Source organism: Micromonospora maritima, assembly GCF_902825405.1.
Taxonomy (GTDB): Bacteria; Actinomycetota; Actinomycetes; order Mycobacteriales; family Micromonosporaceae; genus Micromonospora; species Micromonospora maritima.
Genome location: NZ_CADEAU010000002.1, coordinates 38,670 through 53,007 on the forward strand (window position 1 = coordinate 38,670; position 14,338 = coordinate 53,007).

17 protein-coding genes and 1 tRNA gene are annotated in these 14,338 nt (G+C 70.8%); 9 read left to right on the forward strand and 9 right to left on the reverse strand.

The annotated features are described in order from the left end of the window. The first annotated feature begins 81 nt into the window (after nucleotides 1–81). On the forward strand, nucleotides 82–834 hold the full coding sequence (locus HUW36_RS00655) for an SDR family oxidoreductase (RefSeq protein ID WP_174526256.1): 753 nt from the start codon (nucleotides 82–84) through the stop codon (nucleotides 832–834). Nucleotides 835–1,195: 361 nt separating this feature from the next. Here HUW36_RS00655 and HUW36_RS00660 read toward each other — a convergent pair whose 3' ends face one another. Together HUW36_RS00660 and HUW36_RS00665 are read right to left on the reverse strand one after the other, a co-directional pair. Then, complete coding sequence (locus HUW36_RS00660) at nucleotides 1,196–1,642, reverse strand: nuclear transport factor 2 family protein (RefSeq protein WP_246247754.1); 447 nt, start codon at nucleotides 1,640–1,642, stop codon at nucleotides 1,196–1,198. A gap of 203 nt (nucleotides 1,643–1,845) precedes the next feature. Continuing rightward, nucleotides 1,846–2,367 (reverse strand): nuclear transport factor 2 family protein, encoded by a 522-nt coding sequence (locus tag HUW36_RS00665; RefSeq protein WP_174526257.1) that lies wholly within the window; start codon nucleotides 2,365–2,367, stop codon nucleotides 1,846–1,848. Between the two features lie 62 nt (nucleotides 2,368–2,429). Here HUW36_RS00665 and HUW36_RS00670 point away from each other — a divergent pair, with 62 nt between their 5' ends. The 4 genes from HUW36_RS00670 to HUW36_RS00685 all read left to right on the forward strand — a co-directional run bounded on the left by HUW36_RS00670 (nucleotide 2,430) and on the right by HUW36_RS00685 (nucleotide 4,768). After that, nucleotides 2,430–2,993, forward strand: coding sequence for a TetR/AcrR family transcriptional regulator (locus HUW36_RS00670; RefSeq protein WP_174526258.1), 564 nt, complete (start codon nucleotides 2,430–2,432; stop codon nucleotides 2,991–2,993). Nucleotides 2,994–3,278: 285 nt separating this feature from the next. Further along, nucleotides 3,279–3,354: transfer RNA gene (locus HUW36_RS00675), tRNA-Arg, on the forward strand. Nucleotides 3,355–3,576: 222 nt separating this feature from the next. Then, nucleotides 3,577–4,230: a Type 1 glutamine amidotransferase-like domain-containing protein gene (locus HUW36_RS00680; RefSeq protein ID WP_174526259.1), complete on the forward strand. Its 654-nt coding sequence runs from the start codon at nucleotides 3,577–3,579 to the stop codon at nucleotides 4,228–4,230. A 151-nt stretch (nucleotides 4,231–4,381) separates the two neighbouring features. Beyond that, nucleotides 4,382–4,768, forward strand: a complete 387-nt coding sequence (locus HUW36_RS00685) for a DUF2750 domain-containing protein (protein ID WP_174526260.1) — start codon at nucleotides 4,382–4,384, stop codon at nucleotides 4,766–4,768. A gap of 28 nt (nucleotides 4,769–4,796) precedes the next feature. Here HUW36_RS00685 and HUW36_RS00690 read toward each other — a convergent pair whose 3' ends face one another. From HUW36_RS00690 to HUW36_RS00710, 5 genes are read right to left on the reverse strand one after another with little or no spacing between them, the layout of a single operon-like run. Beyond that, complete coding sequence (locus tag HUW36_RS00690; RefSeq protein ID WP_174526261.1) at nucleotides 4,797–5,183, reverse strand: VOC family protein; 387 nt, start codon at nucleotides 5,181–5,183, stop codon at nucleotides 4,797–4,799. 10 nt (nucleotides 5,184–5,193) lie between these two features. Beyond that, nucleotides 5,194–5,667, reverse strand: a complete 474-nt coding sequence (locus HUW36_RS00695) for an AAA family ATPase (protein WP_174526262.1) — start codon at nucleotides 5,665–5,667, stop codon at nucleotides 5,194–5,196. 14 nt (nucleotides 5,668–5,681) lie between these two features. Then, nucleotides 5,682–6,419, reverse strand: coding sequence for a class I SAM-dependent methyltransferase (locus HUW36_RS00700; RefSeq protein WP_174526263.1), 738 nt, complete (start codon nucleotides 6,417–6,419; stop codon nucleotides 5,682–5,684). A 48-nt stretch (nucleotides 6,420–6,467) separates the two neighbouring features. Continuing rightward, complete coding sequence (locus HUW36_RS00705; protein WP_174526264.1) at nucleotides 6,468–7,301, reverse strand: inositol monophosphatase family protein; 834 nt, start codon at nucleotides 7,299–7,301, stop codon at nucleotides 6,468–6,470. Nucleotides 7,302–7,305: 4 nt separating this feature from the next. Beyond that, nucleotides 7,306–8,430 (reverse strand): hypothetical protein, encoded by a 1,125-nt coding sequence (locus HUW36_RS00710; RefSeq protein ID WP_174526265.1) that lies wholly within the window; start codon nucleotides 8,428–8,430, stop codon nucleotides 7,306–7,308. Between the two features lie 169 nt (nucleotides 8,431–8,599). Between HUW36_RS00710 and HUW36_RS00715 the strand changes: the two genes are divergently transcribed. Both HUW36_RS00715 and HUW36_RS00720 read left to right on the forward strand, forming a co-directional pair. Then, on the forward strand, nucleotides 8,600–9,409 hold the full coding sequence (locus HUW36_RS00715; protein ID WP_174526266.1) for a 6-phosphogluconolactonase: 810 nt from the start codon (nucleotides 8,600–8,602) through the stop codon (nucleotides 9,407–9,409). A gap of 108 nt (nucleotides 9,410–9,517) precedes the next feature. Beyond that, on the forward strand, nucleotides 9,518–10,294 hold the full coding sequence (locus HUW36_RS00720; protein WP_174526267.1) for an HAD-IIB family hydrolase: 777 nt from the start codon (nucleotides 9,518–9,520) through the stop codon (nucleotides 10,292–10,294). A 37-nt stretch (nucleotides 10,295–10,331) separates the two neighbouring features. Here HUW36_RS00720 and HUW36_RS00725 read toward each other — a convergent pair whose 3' ends face one another. Next, the gene (locus tag HUW36_RS00725) at nucleotides 10,332–11,174 is read right to left on the reverse strand and encodes an SDR family oxidoreductase (RefSeq protein ID WP_174526268.1); all 843 of its coding nucleotides are present in this window, start codon (nucleotides 11,172–11,174) and stop codon (nucleotides 10,332–10,334) included. 121 nt (nucleotides 11,175–11,295) lie between these two features. Here HUW36_RS00725 and HUW36_RS00730 point away from each other — a divergent pair, with 121 nt between their 5' ends. Together HUW36_RS00730 and HUW36_RS00735 are read left to right on the forward strand one after the other, a co-directional pair. After that, nucleotides 11,296–11,652: a winged helix-turn-helix transcriptional regulator gene (locus HUW36_RS00730; RefSeq protein WP_246247756.1), complete on the forward strand. Its 357-nt coding sequence runs from the start codon at nucleotides 11,296–11,298 to the stop codon at nucleotides 11,650–11,652. 93 nt (nucleotides 11,653–11,745) lie between these two features. After that, complete coding sequence (locus HUW36_RS00735; protein ID WP_174526269.1) at nucleotides 11,746–13,533, forward strand: adenylyl cyclase; 1,788 nt, start codon at nucleotides 11,746–11,748, stop codon at nucleotides 13,531–13,533. A gap of 46 nt (nucleotides 13,534–13,579) precedes the next feature. Here HUW36_RS00735 and HUW36_RS00740 read toward each other — a convergent pair whose 3' ends face one another. After that, nucleotides 13,580–14,170 carry an ATP-dependent Clp protease proteolytic subunit gene (locus tag HUW36_RS00740; RefSeq protein ID WP_174526270.1) on the reverse strand — a complete coding sequence of 197 codons (591 nt, stop codon included), beginning with the start codon at nucleotides 14,168–14,170 and terminating at the stop codon, nucleotides 13,580–13,582. Nucleotides 14,171–14,338 lie beyond the last annotated feature (168 nt).

Sequence of the window (14,338 nt, forward strand, 5' to 3'; positions counted from 1 at the left end):
TGCACCCGATCCGAGCCGCCGTGAGAGAAGACGCGACGTCCTCCGTGCGGCCCGGTACAGCAACCCGAGGAGAACAACGCCATGACAGGCACAGACAGGACCGGTGCCCGGCACAAGGTCATCGCCATCACCGGCGCCAGCAGCGGAATCGGCCGGGCCGCCGCGCTGGCCCTGGCCGCCCGCGGGGCGACGGTCGTCCTCGGCGCCCGGCGGAGCGACCGCGTCGAGCGGCTCGCCGGCGAGATCCGTGAACGCGGCGGCCGCGCCGTGGCACTGGCGACCGACGTACGGCGGCGCGACGACCTCATCCGCCTGGTGGACACGGCGGTCACCGAATTCGGCCAGCTGGACGTTCTGGTCAACAACGCCGGCATCGGCCCGATCTCCCCGCTGGACGACCTGCGCGTCGACGAGTGGGACGACATGATCGACGTCAACCTGCGCGGTGTCCTGCACGGCATCGCCGCCGCGCTGCCGGTCTTCCGCCGCCAGGGGTTCGGACACCTGGTGACGGTGGCGTCCACCGCCGCGTACCGCACCGTGCCCGGGCAGGCCGTGTACGCCGCGACGAAGACGGCCGTGCGTACGGTCTGCGAAGGGCTGCGGCAGGAGGTCGGGGACACGATCCGCGTCACCGTCGTCTCCCCGGGCTTCGTGCACACCGACTTCGTCAACGCGGTCGCCGACCCCGACGCCCGCGCCACGCTGCTGGCCAGCCGCGACGCCATGGCGCTGGATCCCGCAGCGATCGCGGACGCCATCGCGTACGCGGTCACCCAGCCGGACCAGATCGACGTCAACGAGATCGTGGTACGGCCCACCGCCCAGCGGTGACGGCAAGCGGGTTGACGAGGCGGTGGGATGTCGAGGGTCGACGTCCCGCCGCCCGAAGGTGACGTCCCGAGATCGGTCGTCGGTTTCCTAACCCGACGCTCCGCCGGTGTGCGCAGGCCGATGACCGGCGGTTTTGTTTTCCGCCCTTGCGTGCCTGTCGCTCTGCGGCCGTGCCGTGATCGCTTGCCGAAGATCAGCTGGCGGAGCCGTCAGGTCGAGCGGTCTCCTCCTCGTCGAGCAATTCACGACGCCATTCGGCGAATCGGCTAAGGAGATCGTCCAGCGCTCGATCGGTGACGCCGTACTGGGCGAAGTCGTCAGGATCGAGCAGGGCGGCTGGTCTGGGAGCGGCGAAGACGCGTCAGTGCGCGAAGACACCGATGTTTCCCTCGATCCAGATGGGTCGGGCTACCAGTCGGCTGATTCGCCATCGCTCGCCTGCGCGGCGCAGCTCGAACTCGTACGTGCCGCCGTTGTGCCACAGCCGTCCGCCCGGCACGTTGTCGCGTCGTAGCCAAGCCAGCACGTTCGCGGTTGCGGTTGCGGTATCGCCCGTCACGTCGGCGATCACCCCGGTGACCACGTGCTGTGTGCCATCCAAGACGCCAAGCTCCCGTCGCCACCGATCTACCTGCTCGGCGCCGGAGAGAGTCTCTGCGTCGCCGCCGCTCATCGCGGTGTAGTCGACGACCACGGTATCGGCGAACGTCGCCACCAGAGCGTCCCAGTCTCGGCGGTCCACGAACCAGGCGTACTCGGTGATCACCCGCTGGATGGCGAACTGGTCAATGAGATCCTCTGGATGCATGTCATAACTCCTCTTCGTGGTGGCGGGGGATGAAGGCGGCCAGTGGTGCCCGTCGTCGACCATGCCCAGAGCCAGGGATTCGCGTCGACGATGGTCGCAGCTGATGAACGAGGCTGGTTGCCAGGCCGACCCGGCCCGGACAGCAGTCTGGCGAGGTTGTGGTGATGGGGCGCCTCCACTCGAGGCGCCCCATCACCACTGGCCTAGTTGGCGTCGAAGGCCGCGTACAGGCTGGTGTCGCCCGTCGCGTCGAGCGCCTCGGCCGCGACCAGCGGGTTCCAGAAGTCGACGTAGCGGCTGATCCTTCCGTCCACCGTCTCCACGACGGAGATGTAGGTCTGGTTGTACGGCTTGCCGGTGCTCAACGCCTGGCCCACGGACTTGAACTCTGCGATGACCAGGGTGGGGTCGACGGTCTCGTGGAAGCGCAGGTCGATGAACTCCACCTTGAAGTGCTCGGGGAAGTTCCGCATGTAGTCGAAGAGGGCCTGCTTGCCTTCGACCTTCTTCGGGAAGTCGGCCGGGCCGTACGGGAACTCCAGGACTCCGTCCTCGGTGAACAGATCCACCCACTCCTCGATCCGCCCGGACGACAGGTACTCCAGGTGGTTCTTGAAGGCTTGCTGGGCGGTTTCGCGAATGTTCACGGCATTTGTCCTTTCTTGGTGCGTGCGATGGGTGTTGAAGGGGCTCGGGTTGGCGGGCCGGCCACTTAACGCGAACATCTTCGCGTCAACGGTAGCCCATGCGGCGCTAAACGCAAAGCTCTCCGCGTTAAGATTGCCCCGTGAGTGACCAACGCCAGTCCCGCCCCGGTGGACGCACCGCGCGAGTCCGCGCCGACGTCCTACGCGCAGTCGACGACCTGACCACCGAACAACCGCTGGCCCAACTGACCCTGGCCCAGGTGGCGGAGCGGTCGGGAGTGCACCTGGGTACCCTCTACCGGCGCTGGGGCTCCCTCGACGGCCTGCTGCTCGACGCGGTCGCCGAACGCCTTACCGTCCGCTCGCCCGTACGCGACACCGGCAACCTCCACGCCGACCTGGAGGACTACGCCCACCACGTCGCCGAAGACCTCTCCGGCCCCGACGGAAAGCTCCTGCTGCGCACACTGGTCGCCGTCCGTCTCGGCACCCAGGCGCAACTACCACCCGCCCTCACCCGACGCTACGACGAGATGCAGGCACTACTCGATCGGGCCCGCGCACGTGGCGAGAATCCGCCCACACTCCAACAGATCGTCGACGTCGTCGTGGCACCGCTGTACACAGCCCTACTGTTCGGGACCACACCAACCAACCCAGCCACCCTCGTCGACCGGCTGCTGAAGCTTCACCCCGACCAATGACCAGGCCGGCATCGACGTGAACGACCGTGCCCCCACGGGGCCACCGGCAAGCCATGTTCGCCCTCGCCCGACCGACGCCGGCAGTCCGCGCCGCAGCCTGAACTAGCAGGCTTCCCGCCGACGCGACCCCATCGTGCCGGCCACTCCGCCCTGCCCGCCAAGATCAACCGGAGTCGCATGGAGACCTGGGGTGTGGTCCTGGGCTGGGCGAACACTGGTCCGGGGAACGGGGGCCACTCCCTGCCACCCCAGGTGAACCCCCAGGTAGCTAGACTGGGCCCTCGCGCCCTCGTAGCTCAGGGGATAGAGCATCGGTTTCCTAAACCGTGTGTCGCAGGTTCGAATCCTGCCGGGGGCACCAGATCACGGCTTCGATCAACGCTCATTGACGGCCGTGCAGGGCTCACGCGTCCGGTGCCCCCGATCGCCCCCGCCACCTTCGTCCTGTTCGGTGTTGAGCGACCTCTGTCTGAAGGGTCGCCACGGCGATGATTTTCGTTCTGGTAACCGGTCTGTAGTTCCGTGCCCCCGATCTCCCGGCTCTCCGGGGGACCGTCATGACCGCTACGTACAGGAGGCAAGCGTGAAGCTTCTTCTCACCTCCGCGGGCGTCCAGAACCCGAGCATCCGCGATGCGCTGGTCGACCTGTTGGGCAAGCCGATCGCCGACTCCAGCGCCCTCTGCATCCCCACCGCGTGCCATCCCATGGGCGGGCCGGCATCGGCCTGGCGCTTCATCGCCGGTCAGTCGCCGCTACCCATGTGTGACCTGGGCTGGAAGTCGCTGGGCGTCCTCGAGCTGACGGCGCTGCCCAGCATCGGTGAGCAGCGGTGGATCCCGTGGGTCCGGGAGGCCGACGTCCTGCTGGTGGCCGGCGGCGACGCGACGTACCTGTGCCACTGGATGCGGCAGTCCGGGCTGGCGGATCTCCTGCCGTCGCTGCGGGACACCGTCTGGGTGGGGTTGAGTGCCGGGAGCATGGTGCTGACCCCACGGATCGGCGCGGACTTCGTCGGGTGGCAGTCCGCGCCCGACGACCGCACGCTGGGGCTCGTCGACTTCTCGATCTTCCCGCACCTCGGTCTCGAGCCGGACAACACCATGGCCGGCGCCGAGAGATGGGCGGCCGAGATCGCGGGTCCGGCGTACGCGATCGACGACCAGACGGCCATCAAGGTGGCCGACGGCACCGTCGAGGTGGTCTCCGAGGGGCACTGGAAGCTGCTCTCCGTGTAGCCGCAGCCACCAGTGGTCGGCGCACCGATGACGAGCGACGGCACGCCGGCGACGACATCGACGTCGCGCCTGCCGACGCGGACGAGGCAGAGGAGTACGGCTGTCCGATCGCGGCGGCATGGGCGCCGTCGCCCTGCTACCGTCGCGGGCCATGAGCCAGAGCGGATCCCAGGCGGCAGCCTTCTTTCGTGAGGTCGCGCATCATCACGTCGTCTGGTTCGTCCGCGACGACGCCGGCAGCCCCGCGCCGATGACCTCCAACGGCAAGCGGGCCGCTCCGTACTGGTCGACGCTCGCTCGCGCCCAACGGGCGGCCGAGACCTGGGGACACGGGCTGCGGGCCGAATCGATGTCGCTGGAGCACTGGCGGGGCGAGGAGTTGCCGGGACTGGCTCGCGACGGCTTCCTCGTCGGCATCAACTGGACCGGAGCGCGACTTGTCGGGTGGGAGTTCACCGTCGACGAGGTCCGCAACCGGCTCGCCGTCGCCCTGGGTGAACCACTCGACGGCGACGAGGGAACGGCAGCCGTCCGCTGACAGTCGGCACCGATGCCGACCGAGTCGCTCAACCGACCTTGGAGACGATCTCCACGAGGTTCCCGTCCGGGTCGCGGAGCAGCGCGTTGCGGTTGCCGTTGCCCGAGTCGTGCGGATGCCGGACCGGAGGCGCACCGGCGGCGGTCAGCCGGGCGAAGGCCTCGTCGACGTCGTGTGTCCACACGACCAGCGCCATAACGGGCCGTCCCGGCTCGGCGGTGACGCCGTGGGCGCGCCGGGCCGCCTCGACCGTGCCGAGCCCGAGGGTGAATCCGCCGAGACGGAGCTCGACGTGCTCCGGGACGCCCTCGGTGGGCGTCCGGAACGTCTCCGCGAAGCCGAGCAGGTCGCGGTAGAAGCGGATGCCGGCCTCGATGTCGGAGGTGTAGAGATTGACGAGCGCGCTCTCGAACATGCGTCCGACCCTACGCACCGGCGAGGCGTTCCAGGTGCCCCACGACAGTCTCGACCGGCGCCGACGCGTCGACCTCGGCGGTGGCGGTGGCCCGCAGCAGGGGCTCGACCTCGGCGAGGTTGCGCAGGATCTCGGCCCGTTCCTCGGCTCGCCTGCCGTACGGGTTGTCGGTGCGGCCGGCGATGCGCGTCAGCAGCACCTCGGCCGGTGCGCTGAGCAGCACCACGTGGTCGAAGCTCGGATAGAACCGGCCCTGGTTGCTCTTGCAGCCGGCGACGAACAGATGCCCGGTGCTCTGCCCGGCGAGCAGGTCGGCGATCGCGTCCTCGCGCCAGACCCAGTCGGCCGAACCGTCGGCCAGGGTCACCCACCGGCTCCAGCGGTCGGAGTCGGTGTCCACGGTGCGGTGGCCCCGGGCGGCCAGGATCCGCAGCGCGGTCGACTTGCCGGCGCCGGACATGCCGGTGACGAGAACCTTCGCCATCGGGTGAGCGTCGGTCAGCCCGGCAGCCGGTAGACCGACACGTGCGAGCGGGATCCGGCGGTGAACTCCGCACCGCGCCAGTCGGCGTGCCGGCTCTCCAGGGTGAAGCCGGCCAGCTCGCCCATCAGGTCCAGTTCGGACGGCCAGACGTAGCGGTGCGGGGTGCGGAAGACCTGCGCCTCCCGGCCCGCGCCGAAGTGGAAGTGGTGCGACACCACCCGCTGCCGCAGCACGTCGTAGGTGTCCAGGCCGATGTAGCCGTCCTCGGTGTGCCACACGGTCGCCTGCTGGCCCGGGGGGAGCTTGCGCAGCTCCGGCACCCACAGCTCGATCACGAACCGTCCGCCCGGCCCGAGGTGGCGGGCGGCGTTGCGGAAGCAGGCCACCTGCTCGGCCTGGGTGAGCAGGTTGGCGATGGTGTTGTAGACCAGGTAGACCAGGCTGAACTCGCCCGGCACGGTCGCGGTCGCCATGTCGCCGACGACCACCGGGACCGTGGCCGCGTCGACCTTCGTCCGCAGCCGGTGCAGCATGGGCACGGACAACTCGATCCCGCTGACCGGCACGCCGCGCCCGGCGAGGGGTACGGCCACCCGGCCGGTGCCGACGGCGAACTCCAGGGCGCGCCCGTCACCGGCGAGCGCGGCGAGGCGGTCGACGGTGGGCCCGAGCACGTCCGGCGCGAACATCCCGGTGCCCGGGGTGTCGTAGCGCCGGGCCGCGTCGGCGTCCCAGATCTCCTCCTGGCGCATCCACCCACCATGGTCCCGCCCCGCCCGCCTGTCGACAGGTTTACGTCGTCAGCCGGCGAGGTGCGCCCGCACGTCCTGGTGCAGGCGCGGATTGGCGATGGCGAGGATCCTGTGCCGCCGTACCTCACCGCGTCCGAGGCCACGGACGATCGCGCCGAAGTCGATCGGCTCGCCCGCCGGGTCGGTCACCGTCCCGCCCGCCCGGGCCACCAACTCGTACGCCAGCGTCTCGTAGGACGGCTGGCCGAACTCGTGGTCGACGAAGCCGTCCACCTCACCGACGGCGATCCGGGCGGCGACGATGGCGCCGTCGACCGTGGCGAGCAGCTTCGGGCCGGCGAGCAGCGTCAGTGGCGGGTTCCGGCGGCGGTTCCGCTTCAGGAGCGACACCACCAGGAACGCGTCCTCGACCTGCTGGACGCCCGAGCAGGCCGCCGCTCGCGTGTCGCCGCCCAGGCTGGAGACGTGCGCCCCGGTGTGCGGGTCGGCCCAGACGACGCGCGGGATCTGGATGTCCGCGATCGCGCCGCTGAGAAACTCTCCGTCGAGGGTGTACTCGTACACCGCCACCGCCGACTCCCGGACGCCGTGGAAGGTCAGGGTGGTGTTGCAGTACGGGTCGCAGACGACCATCCGTGGTTCGTCGCCCAGCCGCACCAGGCCGGCCTCCTCCGAGAAGACCTGGCCCTGGAAGCCTCGCCGGCGCAGCGCGTCGAAGAGGACCTGCTCGGCGACGTCGTCGACCTTGTGCGCGGTGTGCCCACCGCCCTTGTCCTGGGTGACCTCACCGAGGGAGGTGGTCGCGGCGGCGTCGGACAGTGCCGGCCGGACCGTCTCGGCGATCTCGGCGGCCAGGTCGAACGTCAGCGGTCGGTGCGCCACTTCCTCAGCCTCTCGCCTGCTCGTCGGCTTCGATGTCGGCGAAGCATGTCTCGCACACCGTACGCCTGCTCGCGCGGTGCAGCCGGCTCCGCCGGCGCCAGATCAGCCGCGTCGTGCAGACGTCGCAGTAGTGCGGCGGCAGGATCTGTTCCCGCACGGCGACGAGGATCGCCGCGCCCAGCAGGCCCAGCAGGACGCCGAACGCGTAGCAGAGGACCTGGCTCACCCGGCGCAGCTCGGTGAGGTCGGTGATGGTGAGAACCGCGAACAGCGTGGCCGGCGCGTACAGCGCGATCGACATGGCGAAGATCCAGGCGCCGGGGCTGCGGCTGTGGATGTCGGCCGACCGGTAGAAGCCGGTCGACGGCCGTACGGCCTGGAGGACGGGCGGCGCCAGGGCGAGCGCGAGGCTGACCGCGGCCATGTCGGTGTAGCCACCGAACACGAGCGCGATGGTCAGGGCGGAGGAGAACAACCCGACGCAACCGGCGAACGGCAGCATCGCCAGGTTGCGGAAGCGCGATTCGCTGTGCAGCCCGAAGAGGTAGGCGATCTCGGCCCGGCCGGACGGATAGAAACCGATCTTGCGGACCGTGCCGGGGCCCACGCCCTGGGCCAGCGAATGGTATTCGGAGGAATCCACCCGGCATCGTAGCGACAGTTCGGGTGAGTGTTCGAGATTGACGACGGTGCGGGGGGCCGATGGGGCATGGACGGCGAAGCCCAGCCGCCAGGTCTGGAGCACGCCGTCGCCGCCGACCAGGAAGAACAGGCTCGCGCTCGTGAAGGCGAGATGCAGTTTTCCCGACGCGCCCCGCAGTTCCCGGGACGGCACCTCGATGAGCAGGCGGGAGTCGGTGGTGACCTGACGCGCGCTGATGACACGGCCGCTTCCGGTGACGCTCAGGTCCGTGACGCGGGGCGGCGCCGTGCCGGTCGCCCGGAGGGCGTCCAGCGGCAGGGGCACGGCCAGTTCGACGAGACGGGTCCACGGGCTGCGGCTGCGTGCCGGCACGGGCGTGTCGATGTCGACGTGGACGGTGCCGACGTAGGTGGCCGGCGCGTCCACCACCCGGAGCCGGACCACGGCGGCGCCTCGCTCCGCGTACTCGTGCAGGAGGTCGTGCACCCGAATTCCATCGAATCGCTGCAGATTGGCGCTGAGGTCTGATGAGACAGGGGATGACACCATCGGCCTCCCTCGACCACGGAAACAGCCGGGCGGGTAGTGACGACGGTAGCGCGGGACGCAATAACGTCTTCTCGTCGAACCATTCCAAAGTGGTAGGAGAAAGGCCGTGCCTGTTCGTTCCGTCGTGTTCGCCACCGCCGAGGACCTCGCGACCCAGACGGCACTGGAGATCGCCCGTGGCTTGCGCGACGCCGCGTCGGCGGGCCGGCGCTACCTCCTGGGCTGCCCGTCCGGACGCAGCGCCACCCGTACCTTCCGCGTGCTCGCCGAGGTGGTGACGGAACGGCGCATCCCCGTCTCCGGCCTCGTCGTGGTCGCGCTGGACGCGTACGTGCAGACCGCGGCCGACCGCTTCGTGCCGGTGCCGGCGGACCGCCACCACAGTTGCGAGCGGTACGTCACGACGGAGATCGTCGGACCGCTCAACCGGGGACTGCGCCCGGCGGACCGGATCCCCGACGCGCAGGTCTGGGTCCCCGGGCCCGACCGTCCCGCCGATCTCGACGCGCGGATCCGCGCGCACGGCGGCATGGACCTGCTGATCCTGGCGTCCGGTTCGGGCGACGGCCATGTCGGCTTCAACGGGCCGGGCTCGGCTCGGCAGAGCGTGACGCGGGTGGTCCGCCTGGAGGATTCCACCCGGCGGGACAACCTCCGCACGTATCCCGCGTTCGGGTCCGTGGACGAGGTGCCCACGCACGGCGTCACGATGGGGATCGCGACCATGGCCGAGTTGGCCCACCGCGCCGTGCTGCTCCTGCCCGGCCCGGAGAAGGCGACCGCGTTCCGGCGCGTACGGCGGTGCCGCGACTACGACCCCGAGTGGCCGTCGTCGGTGGTCGCCGCGTGCGCCGACGGGGTGGTCTACGCGGACGTTTCCGCTGCCCAGGGCCACGGGAGAGCGGCGGAGCGATAGCCTGCGACCAGAAGGCTGCGTGGCGTGACGATCGGGGCTCGCGGACGCCGGAGGGTCACCGTCGGTACCCTGCTAGTCCTGGCCTGCCCGCGACGACATGAGGTATTCGTGAACGATCTTCGAGTGGTGGCGTTCGACCTCGACGACACCCTGGCGATTTCCAAGTCCCAGATCGATCGTCGGATGGCGGACCTGCTCGGCCACCTGCTCACCGAGGTGGACGTCCTGATCATCTCGGGCGGGCGGTTCGAGCAGTTCCAGTCGCAGGTGCTGACCCACCTCGACCTCACCGAGGAGCAGCGCGACCGGCTGCACCTGATGCCGACCTGCGGCACCCGCTACTACCGCTGGTCGGACGGGGACTGGCGGCAGGTCTACGCCGAGGACCTGACCGATGCCGACAAGGCCCGGGTCGTCGCGGCGCTCACCGAGTCGGCGCAGGCGCTCGGCCTGTGGGAGGCGAAGACCTGGGGCGACATCATCGAGGACCGGGGCAGCCAGATCACGTTCTCGGCGCTGGGGCAGTCCGCCCCGCCGGCGGAGAAGTACGGCTGGGACCCGGACGGTGACAAGAAGAAGCGGCTGCGGGACGCGGTCGCGGCGAAGCTGCCGGACCTGGAGGTCCGGGGCGGCGGCTCGACCTCGATCGACGTCACCCGCAAGGGCGTGGACAAGGCGTACGGCATGCGGAAGCTGCTGGAGTGCCTGGACCTGAAGATCGACAACGTGCTCTTCGTCGGTGACCGCCTCGACGTGGGTGGCAACGACTACCCGGTCAAGGCCATGGGGATCCGCAGCGTCGCCGTCACCCGCTGGGAGGAGACGGCCGACTACGTGGAGAGCCTGGTCGACGACCTCGTGAAGCAGCGGGCCGAGCGCGCCTGACCTCCGCCACCGGCGGCCGGGCGCGCTCGGCCGGTCGTCAGAGCGCGGCGCGGATCGCCTCGGCCAGGGTGGTCGGCTCGCGACCGAGCAGCTTTGCGAGGTCGTCGCCGACCTCCAGCTCGCCGCGGGCGATCCCCCGGTCGGCGTCGGCGAGCACGGCCGCGTACCCCTCGGGCAGGCCGGCGGCGACCAGCACCTCGGTGAGGCGGTCCGCGGGCAGGTCGGTGTAGCCGACCGGGACGCCGGTCTGGCGGCTGACCTCGGCGGCCAGTTCGGTGAGGGTGAACGGCGCGCCGCCCAGCTCGTACACCTGGTCGTGGTCGTCGCGGGTGAGCACCACGGCGGCGGCCTCGGCGAGGTCCGCGCGGGTGGCGGCGCTGACCCGCCCGTCACCGGCCGCGCCCGTCACGCCGTGCTCCCGGTACGCGCCGAGCTGCCCGGTGTAGTTCTCCAGGTACCAGCTGTTGCGCAGGAACACCGACGGCAGGCCCGAGTCGTGGAGGAGCTTCTCGGTGTCCCGGTGCTCGCCGGCGAGCAGCAGGCCGGAGGTGTCGGCGTGGGCGATGCTGGTGTAGACGACCAGCCCGACGCCGGCCTCCCGGGCGGCGGCCACCACGTTGGCGTGCTGCGGTCGCCGCCGGCCGACCTCGCTGCCGGAGACGAACATCAGCCTGTCGGCGCCGGCGAGGGCGGCCCGCAGCGACTCCGGGTCGTCGTAGTCGGCCCGGCGGGTGACGACCCCGTGGCCGGCCAGGTCGGCGAGCCGCCCGGTGTCGCGGCCGAGCGCGACGATCTCCCCGGCCGGTACGCCCCGGTCGAGCAGCGCGGTGACGATGAGGCGGCCGAGCTGGCCGGTGGCCCCGGTGACGACGATGGACATGGGTGTGCTCCCTGGGTGTGCGGAGGGGCTGTCGTCCGAACCAACGGGAACAGCGTCACCTCACTTCCCGTTGGAGAGTAGGCACCTTGAAGTTCGATACGCACTGAAGGAGAGTGAAGCGGTGCTGGCGGACCCGTTCAACCGAGACTGCGGCAGCCGCAAGGTCCTCGACCGGATCGGTGACCGGTGGAGCGTCCTGGTCGTGCTCAGCCTGGCCGGTGGTGACAGGCGATATGGCGAGCTGGCCGAGCGGATCGACGGAATCAGCCAGAAGATGCTCACCCAGACGCTGCGCGGCCTGGAGCGGGACGGCATCGTCACCCGGACCGTCCACGCCAGCGTCCCGCCCCGGGTGGACTACGCGCTCACCGACCTCGGCCGCAGCCTGCTCGACCTGGTGGCCGGCCTGGAGGCGTGGGCGACCACCCACCTGGCTGAGGTGGAGGCCGCCCGGGCCCGGTACGACGCCGGCCGCTAGTTCCGGAACCGGCGGGCTCTGGCGGGATCGACGGTGATGAGGTAGGAACGGCCAAGAGAGCGCTCTCCCCACCATCACCGAACAGGCAGGCAGATGCGAACACCCGATCCCTCCCGCCGCCGTTTCCTCACGCTCACCGCCTCGGCGGCCTCGCTCACCGCCCTCGGCCTCCCGGCCGGCGCCGCCGTCGCGTCCCCGCCCGCGCGGCCGACCCGCGAGCCCGACTTCGGCCCCAACGTCCACGTCTTCGACCCGAGCACGCCGGTCGCGGAGATCCAGTCCACCCTGGACCGGATCTTCACCGCCCAGGAGCACAACGAGATGGGCTTCGACCGCTACGCCGTGCTGTTCAAGCCGGGCCGATACGAGGTGGACGCCCGGCTCGGCTACTACACGACAGTGGCCGGGCTCGGCGCGCACCCGGACGACGTGGAGATCCACGGCGCGGTCCGGGTGATCGGGCAGCCCGACCCGAACTCGCCCGCCGGGATCTCCGCGCTCACCAACTTCTGGCGCTCGGCGGAGAACCTCGCCGTGACCCCGACCGACTGGTCGAACCAGTGGGCCGTCTCCCAGGCGTCACCGATGCGCCGGGTGCACATCAAGGGTGTGCTCTGGCTGGAGCCGGGCAACGGCGGCTACTCCAGTGGCGGCTACATCGCCGACTCCAAGGTGGACGGCATCACCATCAACGGCTCGCAGCAGCAGTGGCTCACCCGGGACAGCGAACTCGGCGGCGACTGGACCAACGGGGTCTGGAACCAGGTCTTCTCCGGGGTGGTCGGCGCGCCGGCGCAGGGCTTCCCCGATCCGCCGTACACCACGCTGCCGACCAGCCCGGTGACCCGGGAGAAGCCGTACCTCTTCGTCGACGGCGCGGGCCGCTGGCGCGTCGCCGTGCCGCGCCTGCGCCGGGACACCGCCGGCACCACCTGGGGCGCCGGCGGCGCGCCGGTGCCCTCGTTGCCGCTGTCCGACTTCTACCTCGCCCGGCCCACCGACTCCGCCCGGCGGATCAACACCCAGCTCGCCCGGGGCCGGCACCTGCTGCTCACCCCCGGCGTCTACCACCTGGACCGGGCGCTGCGGGTGCGCCGGCCGGGCACCGTCGTACTCGGCCTCGGCATGCCGAGCCTGGTGCCGACCGGCGGCGACGCGGCGCTGCGGATCGACGACGTCGACGGGGCCCGGATCGCCGGCGTGCTGGTGGACGCCGGGCCGGTCGAGTCGGAGGTGCTGGTCGAGGTCGGTGGGCGGCACTGTCACCTGTCGCACGCCACGAACCCGATCTCGCTCCAGGACGTGTTCTTCCGCATCGGCGGCCCGTACGCCGGACGCGCGGTGACCAGCCTGGTCGTCAACAGCCGGCACACGTTGATCGACAACATCTGGGCCTGGCGCGGCGACCACGGCCGGGCCGGCACGATCGGCTGGACCGTGAACACCGCGGCCACCGGCGTGGTGGTCAACGGCGACGACGTGACCGCGTACGGGCTCTTCGTCGAGCACTACCAGCGCTGGCAGACGATCTGGAACGGCGAACGCGGCCGGACCGTGTTCTACCAGAGCGAGCTGCCCTACGACCCGCCGAGCCAGGCGGCCTGGCGCAGCCCGACCGGCGACGGCTGGGCCTCCTACAAGGTGGCCCCGCACGTCCGGACGCACGAGGCGTGGGGGCTCGGCGTCTACTCGTACTTCAACCAGGGCGTGGACATCCGCTGCGACCGGGCGATCGAGGCGCCGCGCCGGGCCGGGGTGCGGTTCCACGACGCGATCACCGTGTTCCTCGACGGCAGCGGCGGGATCGAGCGCACGATCAACGAGGCCGGCACCCCCGTCGTCGGCTCGTACGGCACCAGCCCCGTCGTCAGCTACCCCTGACCCGTACCGGACGGCCCGGCCGGCGCGACCGGCCGGGCCGTACCGGTCAACCGGTGAGCTGGTCGACCCGGGAGAGGACCTGGTCGACCAGGCCGTACTCGCGGGCCTCCTCGGCGGTGAACCAGCGGTCCCGGTCCCAGTCGCGCTGGATCTCTTCCAGCGTGTGCCCGCTGTGTTCGGCGATCAGCTCCTGCATGGTGCGCTTCACGTGCAGCATGTTCTCGGCCTGGATGGTGATGTCGGCGGCGGTGCCGCCCATCCCGCCGGAGGGCTGGTGCATCATGATCCGCGCGTGCGGCAGCGCGAACCGCTTGCCCGCCGCCCCGGCGCAGAGCAGGAACTGCCCCATCGAGCCGGCCATCCCCAGCGCCAGCGTCGCCACGTCGTTGTTGACGTACCGCATGGTGTCGTAGACCGCCATGCCGGCGCTCACCGAGCCGCCGGGCGAGTTGATGTAGAGGAAGATGTCCCGCTCCGGGTCCTCGGCGGCGAGCAGCAGGATCTGCGCGCAGATCTGGTTGGCCGACTCGTCGGTGACCTCGGTGCCGAGGAAGATGATCCGCTCCTTGAGCAGCCGTTCGAAGACCCGGTCCCCGAAGACCGGCTGCCCCTCGTCCCGCATCCAGACGCTGCCCATGACCGCCCACCTCCGTAGCGCCGGTGGGCGGGGGACCGCCCGGCGAGCCGGCGGTCTCCAGCGTCCGCCGGGCGCACCCCGGCGGCCCAGGCTTTCTGCCCCGGGCAGATTCGCCCTGGGCAGAAGCTACGCGGCGATCGCGCGCCGCCGGCCGGCGCGGGCCCGTCG

Bases quoted from the DNA above. Each gene is read 5' to 3' on its own strand.
- HUW36_RS00695 (WP_174526262.1), bottom strand. From the start codon at position 5,667: ATGGCGAAGGTTCTCGTCACCGGCATGTCCGGCGCCGGCAAGTCGACC.
- HUW36_RS00740 (WP_174526270.1), bottom strand. From the start codon at position 14,170: ATGGGCAGCGTCTGGATGCGGGACGAGGGGCAGCCGGTCTTCGGGGAC.
- HUW36_RS00655 (WP_174526256.1), top strand. From the start codon at position 82: ATGACAGGCACAGACAGGACCGGTGCCCGGCACAAGGTCATCGCCATC.
- HUW36_RS00700 (WP_174526263.1), bottom strand. From the start codon at position 6,419: ATGCGCCAGGAGGAGATCTGGGACGCCGACGCGGCCCGGCGCTACGAC.
- HUW36_RS00690 (WP_174526261.1), bottom strand. From the start codon at position 5,183: ATGTTCGAGAGCGCGCTCGTCAATCTCTACACCTCCGACATCGAGGCC.
- HUW36_RS00685 (WP_174526260.1), top strand. From the start codon at position 4,382: ATGAGCCAGAGCGGATCCCAGGCGGCAGCCTTCTTTCGTGAGGTCGCG.
- HUW36_RS00735 (WP_174526269.1), top strand. From the start codon at position 11,746: ATGCGAACACCCGATCCCTCCCGCCGCCGTTTCCTCACGCTCACCGCC.
- HUW36_RS00660 (WP_246247754.1), bottom strand. From the start codon at position 1,642: ATGCATCCAGAGGATCTCATTGACCAGTTCGCCATCCAGCGGGTGATC.
- HUW36_RS00725 (WP_174526268.1), bottom strand. From the start codon at position 11,174: ATGTCCATCGTCGTCACCGGGGCCACCGGCCAGCTCGGCCGCCTCATC.
- HUW36_RS00665 (WP_174526257.1), bottom strand. From the start codon at position 2,367: ATGTTCGCGTTAAGTGGCCGGCCCGCCAACCCGAGCCCCTTCAACACC.